Genomic DNA, 20,725 nt, shown 5'->3' with positions numbered 1-20,725 from the left:
AAAAATAAAAAATGAATTTAGAAGGACGAAAGATTATTGTCAATAAATCATGTAAGGAATTAACAGAACTGCTGAAATCACCTGAAAATTATAAAGAATTTATGCCGGATAGTCTTCAAAAGTTTGAAGTAAGAGAAGACGGCTTTAAATTCGGGCTGCAAGGAATGCCGGAAATAGCATTGAAGATTGATGAAGTTTCAGATAATAAGGCTGTATTAAAATCTGCAAGCTCAAATTTGGATTTCTCCTTAACAGCCACCCTGAATCCCCTTAATGAAAACCAAACCGAAGTACAGATGCTGTTTGAAGGTAAGTTTAATCCGTTTATCAAAATGATGGTAGAAAAGCCTCTCCAGAATTTCATCAATACCCTGACAGACAAGATAGAGGCCTATAAATAAAGGATGAGGCTGTCTCAAAAGGTAAATTAACGCTCTGAGAATCTCTTAAATGACAAAAGTTGTCAGACAGGAGTCCGAGAGAGGGGGTACTTTTGAGACAGCCTCATTTTTTTTCAATACCATTGTTGTAAATGGTAAAGGCTATTTAAACCCGCTTGGCCGGTTCTCGGAGAGTGTTTGTCTATGTTGGCAATGAACTGTATTGTCAGAGGCAAATTGATATCAGGCAATGGTTCCCGAGCTGTGGTCCCGTGAGCTTCCTGTTGCGGAAGCAAGTACATTAATCTCCCCATTGAGCTTTAAAACACCCATCAGGGCGAAAATCAAAGCTTCTTTATATTCTATTATTTCCTTTTCAGGAATGATCACCCGGGCAGTGGTCCTGGCTTTGATTTTTTCCACCAGATAAGTATTATAGGTTCCTCCTCCTGTAAAAAGGATACTTTTCAATTGGTTGCTGTTGATCACATTAGAAACCTGCAGGGCGATATGCTCTGTAAAGGTAGCCATAGCATCCAGAGGATCAACGTTTTGCAACAATGGAAAGATATACTGATTGCACCATTCCACACCTAATGACTTTGGATGAGGCTGTCCATAGAACACTAAAGAATTTAAACTTCTCAACAGCTCTTGATCGGTCTTTCCGGCTCTTGCCAGATCCCCGTTTTCATCGAAGCTTTTCCTGAAGCTTTGTGCCAGTTGGTTAAGGACAATATTGGCCGGGACAATGTCAAAAGCGATCCTTTTGTCCTGTATTTTTAGAGAAATATTGGAAAATCCGCCTAAATTAAGACATGCGTCATAGGTGGAAAAGAGGAGTTCGTCTCCGATAGGAACTAATGGTGCACCATTGCCGCCCATCAGGACATCCTGACTCCTGAAATCATAAATTACAGGCAGGTTTGTTTCCAGCTTTATTGCTCTGCCATCCCCGATCTGAAGCGTATACTTCTTCTGAGGTAGGTGGAAAACAGTGTGCCCGTGAGAAGCAATGAGGTTGATGTTTTTAAGGCCATATCTCTCTATAAATTCCTGAACCTGTCTTCCCAGGTAGAATCCATATTCCGAATTAAGTTCCAGTAATTCTTCAGAAGTGATGTGTATGGCATTTCTGAGCCTGTTTTCCCATTTTTCAGGATAGGGAAGTGTATCGGCCTGTAATATTTTGAACGTCCAGCGGTCCCCGTTACGCATAAATTCGGCGAAACAGATATCTAAGCCGTCTAAGCTTGTTCCGGACATTAAACCGATGGCTCGAAAGGTCATAATGATTATTTTTGGGATGCTGTTAGCTGTTTGGCACTGAAATCCCCGGTGTTCTTATAGAAGGTATATTCGGAAAAGTCATCCTTGGCCGTCATGCCGTGTGCCCCTACCAGGGTAGAGCCGTCTTCCATCGTTACATATACCGTATCATGGGTATAGATGCGGTTTTTTTTCTGATCCCAGTAAATGCTTTGCATGGCAAACCGCTGGCCCTCATTGGTGGTAATTCTTACATTACCCCTGGCTTCGTAAAATTTTTTATACTCGAATATCCGGGCATATTTCGCGGTAATCTTCCCCGGTACCTTAGGCTTTTTCTTATCGAAGAAATCTATTTTTATCCCCTTTCTGGCTACCACATACGGGCTGTCTATCAGCTCATACTTTTCAATGATAGGGGCAAAGGCCTTTAAGGTCACAAAACCGGAATCCCTTTGAATGATGTTGGCATTATTAATAATCTGCGAAGGGAAATTCTTGCTTTGGTTACCATTGGCCTTCGTAAGGTCTTCCTCACAGGATATAAAAAATATAGCACAACTAAAAAGGTATGCTATATTTTTATATGATATGTTCTTTAAAAGCTTCATGTTAATTATATAGAGACTTTCTAAACCATTTGTCTGCAAAATTGAAGCCTATTCTGAAGTTGATGAAATTCTGATTGATCAGATTATCTTTAAGCGTTCCTCTTTTCCCTACTTCCAGGCCTAGCTCAAGACCACTCATTCTCGTTATGCTGCTGTTTTTGAACGGAAGAAGGACGCCTGCCGTAATCCCGAATTTGTTGATATTATTACCGTAAAGTTGCAGATTACCTTTCTCATAGAAAGCTCCGTATCTGTAAACAACCCTTGAGAAATAACTTCTGAAGTTATTATAATTAGGCAGATACCAGCCTCCCACAGAAACCCTGTAAGAATCCTGCAAGTCTAAAGAACTGCCGAAATAAGAAATGGTTTCACCTTTCTTATAATCTCCCTGAAGGGAAACAAACCATTTATTTTCCTCACCGTAGCCAACCCCTACCGATGCCTGTAGCGGGATCAGGTTCTTGGAGCTTTTGCTTTTCTGTTCAATGATGGTTTCGTTGGTTTTCGTGTTCTGGGAAACATCGGAATAGAAGTAAGTACTGTTGGTGTAGTCCGTAGTCATATTACTTGTATTTCCGAAAGTAGTGGTAGCACCAATGGTCAGTTTACGATCTGTACGGGTATTCAGGTGCTGGTAGCTTGCTCCCAGGGTAAAATTAAAATTGTGGATACTGTTTTTGGTTTCATAGCCGTTATAAAGCTCGGCATTTGAAGAATATAATTCGTTCAGATCATAAAGGTTACCGAAATACAGGTTTGCTCTTGCTCCTACTGCTAGTTCCTGATTAATCTTATAGGAAACCGCGGCCTGTGCTATATTGAGCGTACCACTACCTTTAAATCTGTTATAAAGAATGCTCCCGTCCTCTAACGTTTCCGAATGGAGAATATCATAGCTTTTGGAGCTGTATGGCTGATAGGAAAGCCCCATTTTCACCTTTGAAGATAAAGGGAATGCTAATGTGATATTAGACAGATACGTAGAATGTTTGGTAGACTTTGTATCGTTGTAATTTGTTTTGAAATAATTGTTTTCGTTGGTAGCTTCCAGTTTTATGCTTGTAAGCTCAAAATTGGAGTTGTTCGCAGGGTTTGCGAAGTTGAAACTACTGGTAAAATCGCTGATATAAGCTGTTGATATGCCACCCATTGAGGAGGTTTCAATCGTATTATCATATTTTACATCTCCGATTCCATAAGTTGCATAGGGAGAGTTGCTTAAACTCTGTGCATTTAGGAAATATCCAACAGATATGAATGATAGTACAAAGATTTTTTTCATTCTTTATTTTTAAAACAATGCGCAAATATCTTAAATATTAATGAATTGTAAAAATTATATGAGGTTAAAGTTTGTTAAGGGGCCTTGGCGGTTGCAAATGCCCGGCCGGTTTCATCATTGATTTTACGGATGATGATTTCGTTGCTGAATTGCCTGTAAAATTTGATATGGTGAACAGCACTTTCGGCAAAATTATTATCTTTGAAACATGAATTGGGAGAACATAGCCGGACAGGAAAATCTGAAAAAACTTCTTAAAGAAAGTATCGCTGAAAACAGAGTGAGCCACGCTCAGCTTTTTGTAGGAAAAGAAGGCTACGGAACCTTGCCTCTGGCTTTAGCCTATGCCAAAGAGATCCTGCAGGGTGAAAATGAGCATGCTGCTTCAAAAGTTGAGCACCTTAATCACCTTGATCTGCATTTCAGCTTCCCGGTTTATACAGACAACAAGAATTCCCTAAGCAAGAACAAATTTGAGGAGTTCAGGGAAATGATTATGAATTTCCCATATTCAAGTTATGATGACTGGACGGCCTTCCTGGACTCTGAAAATAAGCAGCTGTTTATATCTGCGGATGAAGTGGACGATCAGAATCAGAAGTTCTCCCTGAAAAGCTTTGAAGGAGGGACCAAAATTCTGATTGTATGGAGGGCTGACAAAATGAATGTAGCAGCCTCAAACAAATTCCTTAAGTTTCTGGAAGAACCGCCGGCAAAAACCATTATTCTCCTTACGGCAGAAAGTACCAATGACATTCTTCCCACCATACTCTCAAGAACCCAGATCGTAGAGGTGCCAAGGATCCAGGATGAAGATCTTGAAAACTATCTTACCCGGAACTTTTCCGTTTCCGGGGAAAGACTGAAGGAAATCATCCATGAAGCACAGGGTAACCTTAATGACGCCGTCAAGCTTTTAAACTCGGGAAATAAGAACGAAGAATTTGAAAGGCTGTTCGTCCAGTGGGTGCGGGATGCTTTTCAGGTAAAAAAGAAACCTGAATTTCTGAAAAGCATTATTTTATGGGCCAGGGATATTGCAGGCTGGAACAGGGAGAAGCAAAAAAACTTTCTGGATTACTGCTCGGAGATCTTCAGATTGGCACTGCTTCAGAACTACCAGTCTGAAGATCTGGTATACAAAAAAATCAATGCGAACGGTTTCAATTGGAGCGGCTTCTCAAAATTTATCAGCGGTGCCAATATTGAGAATATTCTGGAAGAAATCAGTACAGCTGACCTGCATTTGACCCGAAACGGTAATCCAAAGATCATCTGGACCGATTTAGGAATTAAGCTTTCAAGATATATCCATAAATCAGCTTAGCCAAGCTTCCATCACCCTGACGTTTGATTTAACCTACACTTATCTGAAGATAACCGCACTTACTCAATAATGGCCGACACTTGCTTTTTTTAAGGCAGAAAGATTCTTATCTCATAGTATATTTATTGTCAAATGAACCCATCATAAAAATTAATACTATGAAAAAGATGAAAACTTCCTTATGCCTGCTTCTTCTGGGAATAGCATCCTCTGTTTCTGCACAAAATGTATGGACAGGAACTGCAACGCCAACTACTACTTCCGGAAATGTTGGTATCGGCAATACGGCGCCCACTGCACGTCTGGACATAAATTCCGGTCCCGGCACCTCAGCTTTGAAAATCAATCATGGTTACACCATGTTTTCAGGAACTAATGTTCCAAACATCATGGAAGTATACAGTAGAGTCACCAATATTATTCCCCCTGTAGATCCCGTATTGATAAACTGGCTAAGTATTGGCGGGGTTTTCGGGCTCCGCTCTTTATCTAATTCCGTAAATGAAAACCGTATTGTGTACAATGATAATCTTGGAAATATAAAATCATCGGGAATCGTATTTTATTCCAGTCCGAGCTTCGGCAACGGTACCATAATGAATTCCCTGAGAGGTGTGGCTTATTTAAACTTTCTTAATGGCGGGAATGGCACCTCTACGGGTGGTGTTACCCTTCTGGGAAATGGGAATAACGAATTGTATATAGATGGTAGGCTACAGGTTGCCCTTGAGGCAAGGGCCCAGTCTTTTATCTCGACTTCGGACAGAAGGTTGAAGGAAAATATCAAACCTTTAAAAAGCCTTTCGCCTAATCTGTTGAATATCGAGTCTTATTCTTATACTTTTAAGAAGAAAGAAGGTGAAAACAGGTCCGGAGATCAATTGCATTTTGGATTTATTGCCCAGGAAGTGGAAAAAGAATTTCCCAACCTGGTCAGCATAGACGAAAAGGGGAATTATGGGCTTAACTATGTTGAATTTATCCCATTATTGCTCAATGAGCTGAAAGCACAGAAATCTGAGATCAATGATTTGAAAAGTAAAATGGAGGCACTGGAAGAAAAAATAAATGCCCTTTCAGGGAATAGAAACACAAGCAGGGACAATCAGATTTCTTCTTCTGTTTCCCTTGAGCAGAATGCTCCCAATCCCTTCAGTGAGGAAACCATAATTAAATTTAATGCAGAAGACGGAGCCGCGTCCATAAACATTTATGATCTGAATGGGAGGCAACTGCAGGTTATTCCTGTGAAGAAGGGAGAAAAGCAGGTTATCGTTTCCGCACGAACCCTATCACCAGGGACTTACCTTTATAGCCTGGTAGTCAATGGAAAGCCGGTCGCCTCTAAAAAAATGATCGTAACCGATTAATAATATAAGTTTAGCTCAATTTCATTCTTGAACTCCGGCCTCAGTGTCGGAGTTTTTGCATTAATTTTTTCGTGCAAGTGTAATCCGATAAAGCATTCCGGCATCCTGATCAAGGGAAACAGAAGCAGGAAAGATGCCTGATATAGAGCCTTTTATTAAAAAAACATTAAAAAATCAATCAATCGTTTGATTTATTTAAAATCTTATGTAAATTTGCAGCCTGAAAAAATAGAAGTAAACATGATTTCAAAAGAAGAAAATATACTTTTTGCCGCCGAAAAGCTCTTTGCCGAAAAAGGGTTTGAAGGGACTTCCACAAGGGAGATCGCAAAAGCGGCAAATGTAAATATTTCTATGATCTCATATTATTTCGGTTCCAAAGAAAAACTGTACGAAAAATTAGTCGAGTACAGAATGAATGAGGGGCAATTCTTTTCCAAAGGCATTTTGGAAAGAACCGATATTAACGAATGGGAGAAAATAGAAAAGATAGTGGATCAGTTTGCAGACAGGGTAAGAAACCATAAATGTTTTTACAGGATCATGCAAAGGGAACAGCTTCACTCAGAAAATCCGCAAATGCTGGAGTTTCTCAGACAAACGAAAATGGGATTTATCAATATGTATTCGCAGGTGCTGGAAAGCGGTCTGAAAAAAGGAATCTTTACGAAGAACCCTCCGAACTACCTGCTTCATGCTACGGTCAGCGGAACATTATTTTACGCGTCCAATGCCATAGACATGTATAAAGAGTTTTTGAACAATACAGATGATGACGAAGTTTTTAATGAAAAATATTACACAGAACTTAATAAATATATAAAAAACTTACTAAAAGACCTTTTAGGTTATGAAGAAAATAAATAATACCATTATTGCAATCTCCCTGTTTGTGGGAATTGTAAGCGCCAATGCCCAGGAGAAAAAACAGCTCACTCTGGACGAGGCAGTGCAGCTGGGCATTCAAAACAGCAAAAATCTGAAGATTGATGCCGCTAAAATAGAAGAGGCTACGGCCGATCTTCTTGAAGCAAAAAACAGACAACTTCCGGACCTGAAACTCTCGGGAAGTTATATGCATTTAACCAATGCCAAGGTAGACCTGAAGTTCCTTGAAGAATCAGGAAGCGGGGGAAGCAGTGAAATGGCGGCTCCGAAATCCGTGTTTTTGGGACAGGCCAGCCTTTCTATGCCGCTTTATTCGGGAGGAAGGATAAAATATGGCATCCAGTCTGCCAAATATCTGGTAGAAGCTGCCAAACTAAGTACGGAAAACGATAAGGTAGCTATTGCCTACAATGTTGCGCAGGCCTACAATAACCTGTTTAAGGCCAATCAATCCATAAAAGTTCTGGAAGAAAACCTGGTTGCTTCACAGAAAAGGGATGAAACATTCCTTAAGATGGAAAACAACGGTTTGATTGCAAGAAATGACCGTTTGAAGGCTAACCTTCAGACTTCAAATATTGAGTTGCAGCTGTTGGAAGCTAAAAACAATTACAATATTGCCAATATCAATATGGACCTGTTGCTGGGGCTGCCGACCACTACCGAAATAGAAGTGGATCCCAATTATATCGATGAAGGTAATGACGTAAAACCTGTTGATTATTACATCATGGAGGCTCAGCAAAACCGTAAGGATCTTCAGGCGCTGGACCAGCAGAGAAAGGCGGCGGAGCTGGGAACCAAAGCGGCGAGAGCTGAAAATTACCCTACCGTGGCATTAACGGGAGGATATGTAGCTGCGGATGCACCTAAATTTCTGACCATTTATAATGCCGTGAATGTGGGCGTGGGAGTTTCCTATAACCTGGCTAACCTATGGAAGCAAAATTCAGCTTTAAGGCAGTCCAGAGCAAGAGAAAAGCAGCTTGAAGCTACGAATGAGCTGCTAAATGACAATATCAGGCTTGATGTAAACAGGGAATACCAGAATGCCAATTATTCAAAACAGAGAATAGCTGTTTTTGAAAAATCCGCCGATCAGGCTAACGAAAATTACAGGATCACAAAAAATAAATTTGATAACGGGCTGGCTACCATGACAGAGCTTCTGGATGCTGATGCCGCCCAGATTTCAGCGAATGTAGGCGTTATTAATGCAAAGGCAGACGCAGCATTGGCATACAGAAAACTATTACAAACTACAGGAACTTTAACAATTAAATAAAAGAACTATACCCAAAATGGAAAATAATAATACACAAGCAACTGAACCTAAAAAGAAAAAAAGTTTAGTTTTCCCAATAATCTTAGCGGTTGTATTGATAGGTGGAGGAATTTACGGCTACAGAGCCTATTCTTACGGGCAAACCCATGAAGAAACAGACGATGCCCAGATTACATCCAATATGGCTCCGGTAATTTCCAAAATCTCAGGCTATGTAGCCGAAGTAAAAGTAAAAGACAACCAGTTCGTAAAAAAAGGAGACACTCTCATCATTTTGGATGACAGGGATCAGAAAATGGCCCTTGAGCAGACAGAAGCAGCCTTATCTACCGCGAAAAGCAATATTTCGACTGCCGAGGCCACCACTACGGCAACCTCTAAAAACATCAATACTTCGGAAGCTGCTGTAGCAACAGCTAATGCCCAGATTGAAGCTGCCAAGGTAAATGTATGGAGAACAACCCAGGATTTGAAAAGATATGCTAATCTTGTAAAAGACCACTCGATTACCGAACAACAATATGAGCAGGCTCTGGCTGCAAAACAATCCGCTGACAAACAGCTGCAGGTGCTGATTGACCAGAGAAACCAGATCGCCAAACAGACTGCGGTAGCCTCTTCCCAGACGGCAGCCAGCTCCCAGCAGATCAGCGTAGCCAATGCTGTGGCTAAACAAAGACAGGTAGATGTGGATAATGCCAAACTAAACCTTTCTTACACTGTAATTGTGGCTCCCGAAGATGGATATGTAGGCAAAGTTCCTATCCAGGCAGGGCAATATCTCCAGGCTGGTGCACAATTGTTCGCTTTGGTTACCAATGATCAGAAATGGGTTGTGGCTAACTTTAAAGAAACCCAGGTAGACAAAATGGTGGAAGGGCAAAAGGTTAAAATTGAAATTGATGCTTTCCCGGACAGGGAGTTTGAAGGCGTAGTAAGCTCATTCTCTCCGGCCACTGGAGCAACATTCTCTATCCTTCCTCCGGATAATGCGAGTGGTAACTTCGTGAAAGTAGTACAAAGGCTTCCTGTAAAAATCGATTTTGTAAATCTTGACAAAAATATTGCCAAGAGATTAAGGACAGGAATGAATGTAAAGGCGGAAGTTACTTTAAAATAAAAAGGCATCCCTGTAACAATGGAAATGTAGGCATCACTTTAAGGTTACCTGTCAGAGCAGACATACACCTTCCCTAGTGGTCCTGATACATGAACATTGTGCATGATGCAAAATATTTGTACACAAAATTATGCAAGATTCATTAGTAGAATATGGAGCCCGGAGAGTCATTATTACCATTACGGCTATTCTTTGTGCTCTGCTGGAGATCGTAGACTCCACAATTGTGAACGTTGCCCTGAATGAAATGAAGGGTAACCTGGGGGCTACGCTTTCCGAAGTAGGCTGGGTGATTACGGCTTATGCGATAGGTAACGTAATTATCGTACCAATGACGAGCTGGCTCTCACAGCAGTTCGGGCGTAGAAATTACTTTGCGGCTTCTGTCATTATCTTTACGGTATTTTCGTTTTTATGCGGAAATGCTACAAATATCTGGGAACTGGTATTTTTCAGACTGGTGCAGGGGATTGGCGGTGGAGCCTTACTGGTGACTTCACAAACGATCATTACGGAATCATATCCGATTGAAAAGAGAAGTATGGCCCAGGCGATCTATGGGCTGGGAGTGATTATCGGGCCTACTTTGGGTCCGCCGTTGGGAGGATATATCGTTGATAACTACAGCTGGCCGTATATTTTCTATATCAATATTCCGATCGGTATTGCGGCAACGCTGATGACCCTGCAATTTGTAAGGAGCCCTAAATATGCTGAGAAACGCAAAGCATCAGATGTAGATTGGCTGGGAATCGCTTTGCTGGCGATAACTGTGGGATCACTACAGTTCATTTTGGAAAGGGGTCACGAAGAAGACTGGTTTGAAAGCGGAATGATTGTAACCTTTACCGTAACGGCTGTTTTAGGATTTATATTATTCCTCTGGAGAGAGCTTACCTTCAGGTACCCGATTGTGGAGCTCCGGGTGCTGAAGAACGGTAATTTAAGAATCGGAACGGTGATGTCTTTTGTTTTAGGATTTGGTTTGTATGGTTCTACATTCATCGTTCCGCTTTATACCCAAAGTATTTTGGGATGGACAGCTCTGCAATCGGGGGCATTGATGATCCCGGCCGCTTTAACTACGGCCTTCATGATGCCGATTATCGGAAGATTGCTCACCAAAGGAGCAAAACAGCAGATATTGGTGTCCCTCGGACTGTTCATATTCTTTGTTTACAGTTTCTGGGGGTATAAGATCCTGACCCCGGATACCGGTAAGGATGCTTTTTTCTGGATGCTGATTGTAAGAGGTGCCGGTCTTGGGCTGCTGTTTATCCCGATCACCTCACTTTCTTTAAGCACATTGAAAGGACAGGAGATTGGTCAGGGAGCAGCTTTTACAGGAATGATGAGACAGCTGGGAGGTTCTTTCGGGATTGCGGCAATTACCACATTTATTGCCAATGAAAGCCAGAAACACAGGGTAAACCTTCTGTCTCACCTGGATGAGAACAGCTTTAATGTGCAGCAGAGGGTGGAAGCCTTGAAGGCAAGCTTTATCGCTAAAGGAATGACTCCTGATGCCGCCCTGAATTCCGCCTATAAACTGCTGGATCTTACAGTAACCAAACAGGCTTCGGTATTGTCATACATGGATGTTTTTCTGTATTTAGGAATAATATTCCTGGTATGTATTCCGTTTATCCTTTTCATTAAGGAAAGAAAAAGCAAAGAAAAAATAGATTTGAGTGAAGCCATGCACTAAATTAACTGAACAGAAAGCCTCCGGAAACACCCGGAGGCTTTTTATTTGGATTTAAACTTCATATTTTCACAGTGCATTTTCCCCCATGTCTCAAGCTCCCTGATGACAGGCTTCAGTTTATATCCTATTTCTGTCAGCTCATATTCTACCCTGGGAGGAACTTCCGCATAAACCGTTCTTTTGATAATTTTATCCTGTTCCAGCCTGCGTAACTGAAGGGTAAGCATACGTTCTGTGATGGTCTCAAGCTTCTTTTTCAATTCTCCAAATCTTAGCTTGCCATTGATCAGATAGCAGCAGATGGCAAGAGACCACTGCCCGCCAATCATATTGGAAGCATATATTTCAGGACATTTCTCCGCAAGAGCCTTTTTATTTGCAAAATGAGTTGAGGATTCCTTTATTTTTGTCATTACTTACTTTTTTTATAGTACCATACAATTAGCTGCTAATATATAAAAAGTAAGTTACACCAATTATTTTTGCAAAAGAAATTGAGAATATGAAAACATTAATCATTGTCATCCATCCCGGAATGGAAACATCTCTTATCAACAGGAGATGGGTGGAAGAATTGAGTAAATATCCTGAGAAATATACTATTCATCAGCTATATGAAGCGTATCCTGATGAAAAGATAGATGTTAAAAAAGAGCAGGAGCTGATAGAATCTTATGATACCATTATTTTTCAGTTTCCATTCTATTGGTTCAGCAGTCCGCCGCTTTTGAAGAAATGGTTTGATGAGGTTCTTTTATACGGCTGGGCTTATGGTAGTAAGAGCGGGTATAAGGCTGGGGGAAAGAAAATAGCTTTAGCCATTTCCACAGGAATTGATGATAAAGGTTTCAGTGCGGAAGGAAAATACAAGTACACAATGGATGAGCTTACAAGACCTTTTGAACTGACCTTTGAATACATCAGGGCTGATTACAGAAAACCTTTTGTTTACTATGGAATTGAACAAAATCCTTCTCAGGAATGGATCGAAAGAAGTATTCCCATGTATCTGGATTTTATTGATAATTTATAAACAATAGATATTTTATAATTCGGTCCGGTTCTGCTGACAGGTAGTTGTCAAAATTCCGCTTAACTTTACAAGGTGAAAATAAATAAGCCGGAATAATTTGGGTAAAATTATTGAACATTTCTGAGCCGAACCGGAGATAGGCCGGGCGAGACATTTGGTATCCGGTATATCTCAGATAGCACAGGCACGGAAATTGACATCAAAAAGCTTTAGATAAATTTTAATTAAACAGAAGAAATACTGAAATGAGTTATTGTTTGGCTATAGAAACCATACAACCCGAAAGCAGAAAAGCGCTCCATAAGCATTACCATGACCATCACTATGGATTTCCTATTCATGATGACAATGAACTGTTCGGAAGGCTGATCATGGAAATCAATCAGGCGGGTTTAAGCTGGGAAACCATTTTGAAAAAAGAAGAGGGCTTCAGAAAGGCATACAGCAATTTCAATATCAAAAAAATAGCAGCCTATACCGAGCAAGATCGTGAAAGGCTGCTCGCTGACCCCGGAATCATCAGAAATAAACTGAAGATAAATGCAGCTATTGAAAATGCCAGAACTGTTCTTGAACTGCAAAAGGAATACGGCTCCTTTAAAAAATGGCTGGAATACCATCACCCTAAAACATTACCGGAATGGATGAAGCTGTTTAAGAAAACATTCAAGTTTACCGGTGGGGAGATTGTTAATGAGTTTTTAATGAGTGCCGGATATCTGAAAGGAGCCCATTCAGAAAGTTGCCCTGTCTACCATGAAATTTTAAGGCATGGCCCTATGTGGGATGAAAAATAGGCTTATCAGGATATTTTGGCGGCGGTTTCACCGCCGCCAAAATATAGCAATCGCACGATTGAATCAGTCCGGCCAAACCAGGCTTCAGGACATTTGCTGATGAGAAGGGTAAAAACGGGTCCTATCATAGATCCATAAAGAATGGCTGAGAGATAAACGGAAAGTTTCTTTATCCCACCGTAGGGGTATCCTCTTCCTTTAAAATCTTTTTCTCTTTCATGGAAAGCATCATCCTTTCAGTTTTGTATTTCTCCCAATCGAACCTGTTGAGGAAATCAAGAGCTGCCTGGAAGCCTCTGTTGAAGAGATCCTCCTTTTCCTCCCTTTTCATAAAGAAATTGAGCCAGCTGCTGGATCCGCAATTCACGGTCTGGATGCTGTATAAATGATAAAAAGTATGCTTGGTAAGAAAAGATTTGTCATTAAAGCCTTTTAAAGTACTGATGATGTTTCCGGCATAAGAAAACGGGGTCTTTAAAATCTGTTCGCTGGTTTTGCCTTTTTCAGAAAGAATGTCGGTATCATTTGTCAGCTGTACTCCGAACAAAGGCATTCGCGGGTAAAAGACCTCGCTGGCATGGAAAAGATCGATTGGAAAGTTGGAAATGCTTCCGCCGTCAATGAAAATACCAACGGGGTATATATCTTCAGGCTTGGTATTCATCCAGAATTTCCAGGCATACTTTACCGAATCATCATCCTTGTTGATCCTTTTCTGGAAAGGTTCGAAAAAGAAAGGAACGGACATGGAAGCCCGTACGAACTGGGCTGGGCTGATGTGCTTCAGTTCCTCTTCAGACCAGTACAGATTGGCCATGGTAGGAAGCTCAACTTTTATTTTGGCATTGATGTCGGTAGTGATAATGATATACTCCGATTTCAGCTTGTAAAAAGGATTGTTCTTATAATAATCGTTATTAACGGCACTTTCATAAAATATTTTATAACGGGTCTGGTCGATGTGCGCTGAATTATTGGCTTTGATTTCTTCAATGCTGTTCAGCGTAATAGCATAATATTCCTGCCCGTTTCCGTAACGGTAGTTAAGGTTAAGCTGATGCTCCTTTTGTACAAACTTATTGTTAAGCTCTGCAATCGTTTTTATGCCGAAACTTTCCAGGGTGGTTTTCATAGTATCCAGAAAAACATTTCCGGGATTGAAACCGCTGTTTTGCTTTCTGAAATCATTATAAAACTTTTTAATGCAGAAGAAGGCAATAACCCCGGGGATCAGTGGAACCAGAAAAAGAAGCTTGGCCCGGAGCGTGGTTTCAGACGGTACCGCAAAAGGGATCGTAATAAGAATAACCATTACGGCAGCTATGATAATGGCATTGATTTTAAAAAAATCCTTATTGTTGAGCATTGCATGGATGGTGGTTTTTACATAAGGTTTCCCATCCATGAAATCTGCAAAATTCCAGTTGAAAAGGATATCTTTTATGATTTCGCTTTTAGTCTCTTCTTTGGTCCTGCATGCAGCAATAAGCATGGTATTAATTGCCCCCGCACTTGTTCCGGCTACTTTGAGAAACCTGATCCCGAAGATTTCCAGACCGTACAGGTATCCTACCAGTGCACTTCCCCACACGCCTCCGCCTTCCTGTACAAATTCCACGTACTGGTTGCCTTCAGCATCCAGAAGATCAGAAAATTCCCTGGCTGAAATGCTTTCGTGGAGTGCTATGAGCTTTTCTTTAGACTCATCGGAAAGGATGTTTTCTGCAAGAACCTTATTGAGAGCATCGGTTTTCATATTGATCTGGTGTTTGGTATTAATTGGATGCCATAAAAATAATTCAATTATTTATTGAAGGAAATGGGTTTTCTACCCTTATTACAGCGTAAAATCACCATTGTTTGCGCCTTGCATAAATAAAGGTAATGATTACAATTAAAGCCATCAGACCCAGGGTGAAATAATATCCATACTTGTGATGAAGTTCAGGCATATTGTCGAAATTCATCCCATATACCCCTGCTATAAAGGTGATTGGTAAAAAATAGACCGAATAGATAGCCAGGACCTTCATTACCTGGTTGGCCTTTTGGTCAGACAGCGCCAGAAACATCGAAATAAGGTTGGTTACCTGTATATTCAGATGCTCAAAATCGGCAACTACGTCTTTATGTTTATCTTTGAGATCAACGACTTCGGAAACCTGCAATCCCAGGAGTTTGAATTTGTCAATGGCATCTGCAGAAATGGTAAGCACCCTTGAATTTAACCCCGATTTTCTTTTCAGTTTATATAGCCTGCGGATCTGGTTCGTATGATTTGTATTTTTCAGGAAAATTTCGTTTTCAATATTGTCCATGGTTTCCATCAGGCTTATCGATTCATCATCGAAGCTTTTCATAATCAGCAGGGCGATCATTAATGCGATATTCTGGGGAGTGGTGTGGCCTTGTGCTTCGGAGATCTGTTTTTTGGTCAGTACAATACTTTTGGTTCTCATCCTGTGAACGGTAATGATCGTATTGTTTAAAAGAAAGATCCCGATCTTGGTACTGATATCGCTGATGGTATTGAGATTTTTTCTTTCCAGTTCGGTGCTTTCACGCAGCAGAAAAAATTTTATTTCTCCGTCCTCTTCATATTTAGGTAAATGATTCGGATCCAAAGTATCTTCCAGAAGAAGGTTATTGATCTCATATCTCTCATGCAGGAATTTCAGGTCCTCCTGTGTGGGAGCTTCCACATCTACCCATTCGCAATGGGGATCTCTGTATAGGGTATTAATTGACATAAGTAAAAATACTAATATTTTGAAAAACTATGTGTTAAATAAGTTTTATCTTTGCCCAAAATTATGAAACTATATGATTAAAAGTACAATAAAAGGTATCGGATTTTACGTTCCGGATAATGTTGTAACAAATGATGATCTGGCGAAGCTAATGACAACCAATGATGAATGGATCACAGAAAGAACAGGAATCAAAGAAAGAAGACATAGAAAAAACAGAAATGATTCCCATGAAACAACAGCGTACCTGGGTTTCAGGGCATCCGAAAAAGCTATACAGAATGCAGGCTTAACGGCTAAAGATATAGATTATATTATTTTTGCAACCCTTTCTCCGGATTATTACTTTCCGGGATGTGGTGTTTTATTGCAGGATATGCTGGGATGCGACACTATCGGCGCCCTGGATGTACGAAACCAGTGTTCGGGCTTTGTATATGCCATGAGTGTTGCCAATGCTTTCATTAAATCCGGAACATATAAAAATATCCTGGTAGTGGGGGCGGAGATCCACTCCTTCGGTCTTGATTTTTCTGATGAAGGAAGAGGGGTTTCCGTTATTTTCGGAGATGGGGCAGGAGCAATTGTACTTTCAGCTACGGAAGATGCCAATGCCGGAGATGTTTTGTCCGTAAATATGCATTCTGAAGGAAAATATGCGGATGAGCTGTGTACTCAGTTCCCGGGTTCCAAATTCGGCTGGAGCGACAGGATGAGAAAAGAACCGGAAAATGTTACCAATAAGGAAGTATACCCGATCATGAACGGAAACTTCGTCTTTAAACATGCTGTGACAAGATTTCCGGAAACAATGGAAGAAGCTTTAAGCAAAGCCGGAAAAACCGTTGAGGATATAGATATGTTTATCCCACATCAGGCCAATTTAAGAATTGCCCAGTTTGTCCAGCAGAAATTCGGATTACCGGATGAAAAGATCTATAATAACATACAGAAGTATGGGAATACAACGGCCGCTTCCATTCCGATCGCTTTGAGTGAAGCCATAGAGCAGGGGAAGATCAGAAGAGGAGATCTTGTGCTTCTTTCGGCCTTTGGTAGCGGATTTACATGGGGCAGCGTATTATTCGAATATTAGGAATCGGTATAACTGAACTATTATGTAAATAAAAAAACCGCGGAAGTCTGCGGTTTTTTATTTATTGATCATAGGCTTTTCAGCAGCTTTTCAGTATCAGAAGAATCCTGGCCTGAGGCTTTGGCAAGCTCTATGGACTTTTCAGCCCACAGCCTGGCATTTTTCTTATCCCCGATCTTATTATAAAGATTGGCCAGGGTATCGGTATTGGCATAATTCTGGTTTTTCTTCACAGATTCCTGGGCCCAGGCTAAGGCTTTTTCCAGGGAAGACTTGTTATCTACATTCTCAAAGAAATTCCACGCCAGGGAATTCAGTTCTTCAGAGCTTGCTGAAGAATAATCCTTATACAGATCCAGGCTCAGTTTTTCATAGGTGGCAATGTCTTTATCCTTTAATGCCCGATTGGCCTTCGCTCTTTTCAAGATCTTTTCAGCTTCATCCTTGCTTAAAAACTTCTGGGTCTCTGTAAGAAAGTAGCTGTCGTTCCAGGTTTTCGTGTCAGGATTATAGGATTTTTTTACAATGGTATTCAGCTGTATGTTCTTGTCAAACTTTTCATATCGGTCTTCAGGAAGGATTTTTATAATATCAGCTTTCTTTTCCCGGAAAATTGTGTACAGCGGGCTTTCTGTACTCTGCGTTCCGGAAAGCAGTATCTGTATATCTTCCTGGCTCAGGCTGGTCTTATCTTTAAAATAGCGTTCCAAAACTCTTCCGGTAAATACGGGATCATTATATAGGGTCATGCCGGCCAGGTTTTTTAGAAACTCGGGATCTTTCTCTCCGTTTTCAAACTTTTGCCTTAAAGCTGACAGCCTTTTGCTGGGATCATCGGCATCCTTTGCAAACTGGATGAAATCATTCTCTTCCACGTATCCTAAGGTCCTGTGTACTTCTTCGCCGTCCCCGTTAATGAACAGATAGGTAGGAAATGCCTTTACATTGTATTTTTTGGCAATGTCAATCCCTTCGCCTTTTTCCATATCGATCTTAGCATTGATAAAATGGGCGTTATAATAATCTCCCACGGATTTGAGCGGGAAAATATTTTTTGACATCAGCTTGCAAGGCCCGCACCATGTTGTATAGGCGTCTATAAAAACAAGTTTATTTTCCTTTTTAGCTTTTGCAAGAATAGTGGCGAAGTTGCTGTCTTCGAATTTGATTCCCTGGGCCCATACTAAAGCCCCGATAATAAGGAAAGAAAGTATTGCTGATTTTTTCATGAATAAATTTTTTAATAAGTACAAATGTAATGTTTTATGTCAGATAAATAAATTGTCCGGCAGGGATATTCTGGTTGCCGGTATCTGTACTTAGATCACTTTTGGGTTTTAATGTTAAAAAGAGCGGAAACAAAATAATATAACCGCAGAATTTCTGCGGTTATATTATTTTGAAATATTTACGGAATCTGCGGTCTTCAGACTGTCCTGAGGCACAACAGGCTCAGAATGAGCTACAGCGGAATCCCCCATCTTGTTCCTGAAGACATTCTTATTATGATCATCTTTAAATTCTTCTCTTTTTTCTTTATTCTGAGCACAGCTTCCTAAAAATAATAAGCCTAAAACAGCTCCCAGCCATAATTTTTTCATAATAATTCTTTTTAATGTTTAGTATTGATCAAATATAATGATTATTAACCAAAGATATGGTCCGTTCTTGCGGATTCATACGCTTCAGTTTTTCACAAAAAATCCACAGAACTTTCATCTGTGGATTTTCCATTTTAAGATTAAACATGAATGTTATTTATCTCTATTTGGCAGGAGGTGAGGTTACTGTAGAATCCATTTTTATCGTGATGCTGTCAGGATTCGTCGTTCGCGTAGTCGTTGTATCTGTCGTAGTAGGGGCTACATTTTGTCTTGTAGTATCTACTGCTGTTGAATCTGTACTACCCGAAGACATGGTGGATTCTTTAGTTCCACAGCTTACTGCAAATATTCCTATGCCTATTATTAACAAAAACTTTTTCATAATATTTCTTTTGGTGTATTAATTAAAATTCAATAATTATTCCGAATGGTATTTAATGAATATTAAAAAAAGATAAAAGAATTAAATTTTTGTTAAATAGGACCTATTAAAAAGCCCCGGAATCTCCGGGGCCCAATATCTTATTCTATTTACAATTATCCAAGATAAGGATACCTGTAATCTTTAGGAGAAACAAAAGTTTCCTTAATGCTTCTTACTGATACCCATCTCAGCAGATTCATCTTAGAGCCTGCCTTATCATTGGTACCTGAAGCCCTGCCGCCTCCGAAAGGCTGTTGCCCAACTACGGCACCTGTTGGCTTATCATTGATATAGAAATTACCTGAAGAGTTTTCCAGTGCCTTATAAGCTTCATTGATCGCATATCTGTCCTGTGCAAAAACAGATCCGGTCAGTGAATACGGAGAGGTGGTATCTACCAGCTTCAGAGTTTCTTTCCAATTCTCATCTTCATAAACATATACAGATAAGATAGGACCGAAAATTTCTTCAACCATACTTTCGTACTGAGGATTGGTAGTCTCAATAACGGTAGGATGTACGAACCATCCTTTGGAATCGTCATATTTTCCTCCGATGATCACTTTAGCCTCACCGGAACTGTTAGCCCTGTCGATATATCCTTTACATTTCTCAAAAGAGTTTTTATCGATCACTGCATTGACGAAGTTTGAAGGATCTTCCGGAGAACCTATTTTTATTGAGTTGATCTGCGTTTCCATCACCTTTTTTACATCTTCCCAGAGCGATTTGGGAATATAGGCTCTGGAAGCGGCGGAGCATTTCTGCCCCTGATATTCAAAAGCACCTCTTACCAAAGCCGTGGCCGTAGCCTCAACATTGGCAGAAGGGTGGGCGATAACGAAGTCTTTTCCTCCCGTTTCTCCTACGATTCTCGGATAAGTTTTATAGCGGTGAATATTGTCCCCGATCATTTTCCACATTCCCTGAAATACCTTGGTAGAACCGGTGAAGTGAAGTCCTGCAAAATCCGGGTGCGCCAATACTTTTTCGGCTGTTTCCTTTCCGTCCGTAAAAATCATGTTGATAACCCCTGCAGGAAGCCCGGCTTCGGTAAGAACATCCATAATCACCTTGGCGGAATATACCTGCTTGTCTGAAGGTTTCCAGACTACTACATTCCCGAGCATGGCCATACATGTAGGAAGGTTTCCTGAAATAGCTGTAAAGTTGAAAGGAGTAACAGCAAAACAGAAGCCTTCCAAAGGTCTGTATTCTACACGGTTCCAGATTCCGCTGTCAGACACAGGCTGTTCGGAATACATCTCGGTCATGAACTCTACATTGTATCTTAAAAAATCTATCAATTCGCAGGCAGAATCAATCTCGGCCTGGTGTACATTTTTAGACTGGCCGATCATGGTGGCTGCATTGATCACGTCCCTGTAAGGTCCTGCCAGCAGATCGGCGGCTTTTAAAAAGATGGAAGCGCGCTGTTCCCAGCCCAGTTCATTCCATTCTTTTTTTGCTGCCATAGCTGCATTGATGGCATCGTCCACATGCTGCATGGTCCCTTTATAATAAAAACCGAAATCATGGCCATGGTCCTGCGGAGACTGAAGCTGTACTTTTTCATTCGTTCTTACTTCTTTTCCATCGATAATCATCGGGATTTCTATCTTTTCAGACCACATTTTCTTATAAGTGGCGATAAGGCTTTTAACTTCCGGAGAACCCGGCGCATAGGAATTTACCGGTTCGTTTACTGCAAATGGTACTTGCGAAATTGCTTTTGACATATTACGTTGTATTATTTTTAATTTGCGAATGATACAAAT

20 protein-coding genes are annotated in these 20,725 nt (G+C 40.6%); 10 read left to right on the top strand and 10 right to left on the bottom strand.

Annotation, left to right across the window (positions count from 1 at the left end):
- The first annotated feature begins 11 nt into the window (after window positions 1-11).
- Window positions 12-401: an SRPBCC family protein gene (locus ABMQ40_RS04310; protein WP_370896905.1), complete on the top strand. Its 390-nt coding sequence runs from the start codon at window positions 12-14 to the stop codon at window positions 399-401.
- 222 nt (window positions 402-623) lie between these two features.
- Here the strand turns inward: ABMQ40_RS04310 and ABMQ40_RS04305 are convergent, their stop codons facing one another.
- From ABMQ40_RS04305 to bamG, 3 genes are read right to left on the bottom strand one after another with little or no spacing between them, the layout of a single operon-like run.
- Window positions 624-1,670: an anhydro-N-acetylmuramic acid kinase gene (locus ABMQ40_RS04305; RefSeq protein WP_370896903.1), complete on the bottom strand. Its 1,047-nt coding sequence runs from the start codon at window positions 1,668-1,670 to the stop codon at window positions 624-626.
- 5 nt (window positions 1,671-1,675) lie between these two features.
- Window positions 1,676-2,260, bottom strand: coding sequence for an LPS export ABC transporter periplasmic protein LptC (gene lptC / locus ABMQ40_RS04300; protein WP_370896901.1), 585 nt, complete (start codon window positions 2,258-2,260; stop codon window positions 1,676-1,678).
- Between the two features lies 1 nt (window position 2,261).
- Window positions 2,262-3,545 (bottom strand): BamG family beta-barrel-assembly machinery protein, encoded by a 1,284-nt coding sequence (gene bamG / locus ABMQ40_RS04295; RefSeq protein WP_370896899.1) that lies wholly within the window; start codon window positions 3,543-3,545, stop codon window positions 2,262-2,264.
- A gap of 208 nt (window positions 3,546-3,753) precedes the next feature.
- On the opposite strand from bamG, the gene ABMQ40_RS04290 reads away from it, so the two are divergent.
- The 6 genes from ABMQ40_RS04290 (at window position 3,754) to ABMQ40_RS04265 (ending at window position 11,243) form a co-directional block, all read left to right on the top strand.
- Window positions 3,754-4,872, top strand: coding sequence for a DNA polymerase III subunit (locus ABMQ40_RS04290; RefSeq protein WP_370896897.1), 1,119 nt, complete (start codon window positions 3,754-3,756; stop codon window positions 4,870-4,872).
- Between the two features lie 158 nt (window positions 4,873-5,030).
- Window positions 5,031-6,242: a tail fiber domain-containing protein gene (locus ABMQ40_RS04285; RefSeq protein ID WP_370896895.1), complete on the top strand. Its 1,212-nt coding sequence runs from the start codon at window positions 5,031-5,033 to the stop codon at window positions 6,240-6,242.
- A 240-nt stretch (window positions 6,243-6,482) separates the two neighbouring features.
- The gene (locus tag ABMQ40_RS04280) at window positions 6,483-7,109 is read left to right on the top strand and encodes a TetR/AcrR family transcriptional regulator (RefSeq protein WP_370896893.1); all 627 of its coding nucleotides are present in this window, start codon (window positions 6,483-6,485) and stop codon (window positions 7,107-7,109) included.
- A complete protein-coding gene (locus tag ABMQ40_RS04275; RefSeq protein WP_370896891.1) occupies window positions 7,093-8,415 on the top strand; it encodes a TolC family protein in 1,323 nt (440 codons plus the stop codon). Before ABMQ40_RS04280 ends, ABMQ40_RS04275 begins: the two co-directional genes overlap by 17 nt.
- A gap of 16 nt (window positions 8,416-8,431) precedes the next feature.
- Window positions 8,432-9,535 (top strand): HlyD family secretion protein, encoded by a 1,104-nt coding sequence (locus ABMQ40_RS04270; RefSeq protein ID WP_370896889.1) that lies wholly within the window; start codon window positions 8,432-8,434, stop codon window positions 9,533-9,535.
- A gap of 130 nt (window positions 9,536-9,665) precedes the next feature.
- A complete protein-coding gene (locus ABMQ40_RS04265; protein ID WP_370896887.1) occupies window positions 9,666-11,243 on the top strand; it encodes a DHA2 family efflux MFS transporter permease subunit in 1,578 nt (525 codons plus the stop codon).
- A 41-nt stretch (window positions 11,244-11,284) separates the two neighbouring features.
- On the opposite strand, the gene ABMQ40_RS04260 is transcribed toward ABMQ40_RS04265, so the two are convergent.
- Window positions 11,285-11,656 (bottom strand): winged helix-turn-helix transcriptional regulator, encoded by a 372-nt coding sequence (locus ABMQ40_RS04260; protein ID WP_370896885.1) that lies wholly within the window; start codon window positions 11,654-11,656, stop codon window positions 11,285-11,287.
- A gap of 89 nt (window positions 11,657-11,745) precedes the next feature.
- Here ABMQ40_RS04260 and ABMQ40_RS04255 point away from each other — a divergent pair, with 89 nt between their 5' ends.
- The gene (locus ABMQ40_RS04255; protein ID WP_370896883.1) at window positions 11,746-12,276 is read left to right on the top strand and encodes an NAD(P)H-dependent oxidoreductase; all 531 of its coding nucleotides are present in this window, start codon (window positions 11,746-11,748) and stop codon (window positions 12,274-12,276) included.
- A gap of 245 nt (window positions 12,277-12,521) precedes the next feature.
- Window positions 12,522-13,073 (top strand): DNA-3-methyladenine glycosylase I, encoded by a 552-nt coding sequence (locus ABMQ40_RS04250; protein ID WP_370896881.1) that lies wholly within the window; start codon window positions 12,522-12,524, stop codon window positions 13,071-13,073.
- Between the two features lie 169 nt (window positions 13,074-13,242).
- Here ABMQ40_RS04250 and ABMQ40_RS04245 read toward each other — a convergent pair whose 3' ends face one another.
- Together ABMQ40_RS04245 and ABMQ40_RS04240 are read right to left on the bottom strand one after the other, a co-directional pair.
- Window positions 13,243-14,829 carry a patatin-like phospholipase family protein gene (locus ABMQ40_RS04245; protein ID WP_370896879.1) on the bottom strand — a complete coding sequence of 529 codons (1,587 nt, stop codon included), beginning with the start codon at window positions 14,827-14,829 and terminating at the stop codon, window positions 13,243-13,245.
- 94 nt (window positions 14,830-14,923) lie between these two features.
- A complete protein-coding gene (locus tag ABMQ40_RS04240; protein WP_370896877.1) occupies window positions 14,924-15,823 on the bottom strand; it encodes a magnesium transporter CorA family protein in 900 nt (299 codons plus the stop codon).
- A gap of 73 nt (window positions 15,824-15,896) precedes the next feature.
- Here ABMQ40_RS04240 and ABMQ40_RS04235 point away from each other — a divergent pair, with 73 nt between their 5' ends.
- Window positions 15,897-16,919, top strand: coding sequence for a 3-oxoacyl-ACP synthase III family protein (locus ABMQ40_RS04235; RefSeq protein ID WP_370896875.1), 1,023 nt, complete (start codon window positions 15,897-15,899; stop codon window positions 16,917-16,919).
- Window positions 16,920-16,987: 68 nt separating this feature from the next.
- On the opposite strand, the gene ABMQ40_RS04230 is transcribed toward ABMQ40_RS04235, so the two are convergent.
- The 4 genes from ABMQ40_RS04230 to pruA form a co-directional block, all read right to left on the bottom strand.
- Complete coding sequence (locus ABMQ40_RS04230) at window positions 16,988-18,148, bottom strand: thioredoxin family protein (RefSeq protein WP_370896873.1); 1,161 nt, start codon at window positions 18,146-18,148, stop codon at window positions 16,988-16,990.
- A gap of 165 nt (window positions 18,149-18,313) precedes the next feature.
- Window positions 18,314-18,520 carry a hypothetical protein gene (locus ABMQ40_RS04225; RefSeq protein WP_370896871.1) on the bottom strand — a complete coding sequence of 69 codons (207 nt, stop codon included), beginning with the start codon at window positions 18,518-18,520 and terminating at the stop codon, window positions 18,314-18,316.
- Between the two features lie 163 nt (window positions 18,521-18,683).
- Window positions 18,684-18,905 carry a cytochrome C551 gene (locus tag ABMQ40_RS04220; protein ID WP_370896869.1) on the bottom strand — a complete coding sequence of 74 codons (222 nt, stop codon included), beginning with the start codon at window positions 18,903-18,905 and terminating at the stop codon, window positions 18,684-18,686.
- 155 nt (window positions 18,906-19,060) lie between these two features.
- Window positions 19,061-20,686: an L-glutamate gamma-semialdehyde dehydrogenase gene (pruA, locus tag ABMQ40_RS04215; protein WP_370896867.1), complete on the bottom strand. Its 1,626-nt coding sequence runs from the start codon at window positions 20,684-20,686 to the stop codon at window positions 19,061-19,063.
- Window positions 20,687-20,725: the final 39 nt, after the last annotated feature.

This window comes from Chryseobacterium gossypii, assembly GCF_041361455.1.
Taxonomy (GTDB): Bacteria; Bacteroidota; Bacteroidia; order Flavobacteriales; family Weeksellaceae; genus Chryseobacterium; species Chryseobacterium gossypii.
This window is presented reverse-complemented; position numbering and strand designations above follow the sequence as displayed.

Excerpts from the sequence above, each read along its gene's own strand:
- ABMQ40_RS04290 (WP_370896897.1), top strand. The coding sequence starts at position 3,754 with ATGAATTGGGAGAACATAGCCGGACAGGAAAATCTGAAAAAACTTCTT.
- ABMQ40_RS04225 (WP_370896871.1), bottom strand. The coding sequence starts at position 18,520 with ATGAAAAAATTATGGCTGGGAGCTGTTTTAGGCTTATTATTTTTAGGA.
- ABMQ40_RS04240 (WP_370896877.1), bottom strand. The coding sequence starts at position 15,823 with ATGTCAATTAATACCCTATACAGAGATCCCCATTGCGAATGGGTAGAT.
- ABMQ40_RS04270 (WP_370896889.1), top strand. The coding sequence starts at position 8,432 with ATGGAAAATAATAATACACAAGCAACTGAACCTAAAAAGAAAAAAAGT.
- ABMQ40_RS04235 (WP_370896875.1), top strand. The coding sequence starts at position 15,897 with ATGATTAAAAGTACAATAAAAGGTATCGGATTTTACGTTCCGGATAAT.
- bamG (WP_370896899.1), bottom strand. The coding sequence starts at position 3,545 with ATGAAAAAAATCTTTGTACTATCATTCATATCTGTTGGATATTTCCTA.
- ABMQ40_RS04310 (WP_370896905.1), top strand. The coding sequence starts at position 12 with ATGAATTTAGAAGGACGAAAGATTATTGTCAATAAATCATGTAAGGAA.
- ABMQ40_RS04305 (WP_370896903.1), bottom strand. The coding sequence starts at position 1,670 with ATGACCTTTCGAGCCATCGGTTTAATGTCCGGAACAAGCTTAGACGGC.
- ABMQ40_RS04220 (WP_370896869.1), bottom strand. The coding sequence starts at position 18,905 with ATGAAAAAGTTTTTGTTAATAATAGGCATAGGAATATTTGCAGTAAGC.
- ABMQ40_RS04260 (WP_370896885.1), bottom strand. The coding sequence starts at position 11,656 with ATGACAAAAATAAAGGAATCCTCAACTCATTTTGCAAATAAAAAGGCT.
- lptC (WP_370896901.1), bottom strand. The coding sequence starts at position 2,260 with ATGAAGCTTTTAAAGAACATATCATATAAAAATATAGCATACCTTTTT.
- ABMQ40_RS04230 (WP_370896873.1), bottom strand. The coding sequence starts at position 18,148 with ATGAAAAAATCAGCAATACTTTCTTTCCTTATTATCGGGGCTTTAGTA.
- ABMQ40_RS04245 (WP_370896879.1), bottom strand. The coding sequence starts at position 14,829 with ATGAAAACCGATGCTCTCAATAAGGTTCTTGCAGAAAACATCCTTTCC.
- ABMQ40_RS04265 (WP_370896887.1), top strand. The coding sequence starts at position 9,666 with ATGCAAGATTCATTAGTAGAATATGGAGCCCGGAGAGTCATTATTACC.
- ABMQ40_RS04275 (WP_370896891.1), top strand. The coding sequence starts at position 7,093 with ATGAAGAAAATAAATAATACCATTATTGCAATCTCCCTGTTTGTGGGA.
- ABMQ40_RS04285 (WP_370896895.1), top strand. The coding sequence starts at position 5,031 with ATGAAAAAGATGAAAACTTCCTTATGCCTGCTTCTTCTGGGAATAGCA.
- pruA (WP_370896867.1), bottom strand. The coding sequence starts at position 20,686 with ATGTCAAAAGCAATTTCGCAAGTACCATTTGCAGTAAACGAACCGGTA.
- ABMQ40_RS04255 (WP_370896883.1), top strand. The coding sequence starts at position 11,746 with ATGAAAACATTAATCATTGTCATCCATCCCGGAATGGAAACATCTCTT.
- ABMQ40_RS04250 (WP_370896881.1), top strand. The coding sequence starts at position 12,522 with ATGAGTTATTGTTTGGCTATAGAAACCATACAACCCGAAAGCAGAAAA.
- ABMQ40_RS04280 (WP_370896893.1), top strand. The coding sequence starts at position 6,483 with ATGATTTCAAAAGAAGAAAATATACTTTTTGCCGCCGAAAAGCTCTTT.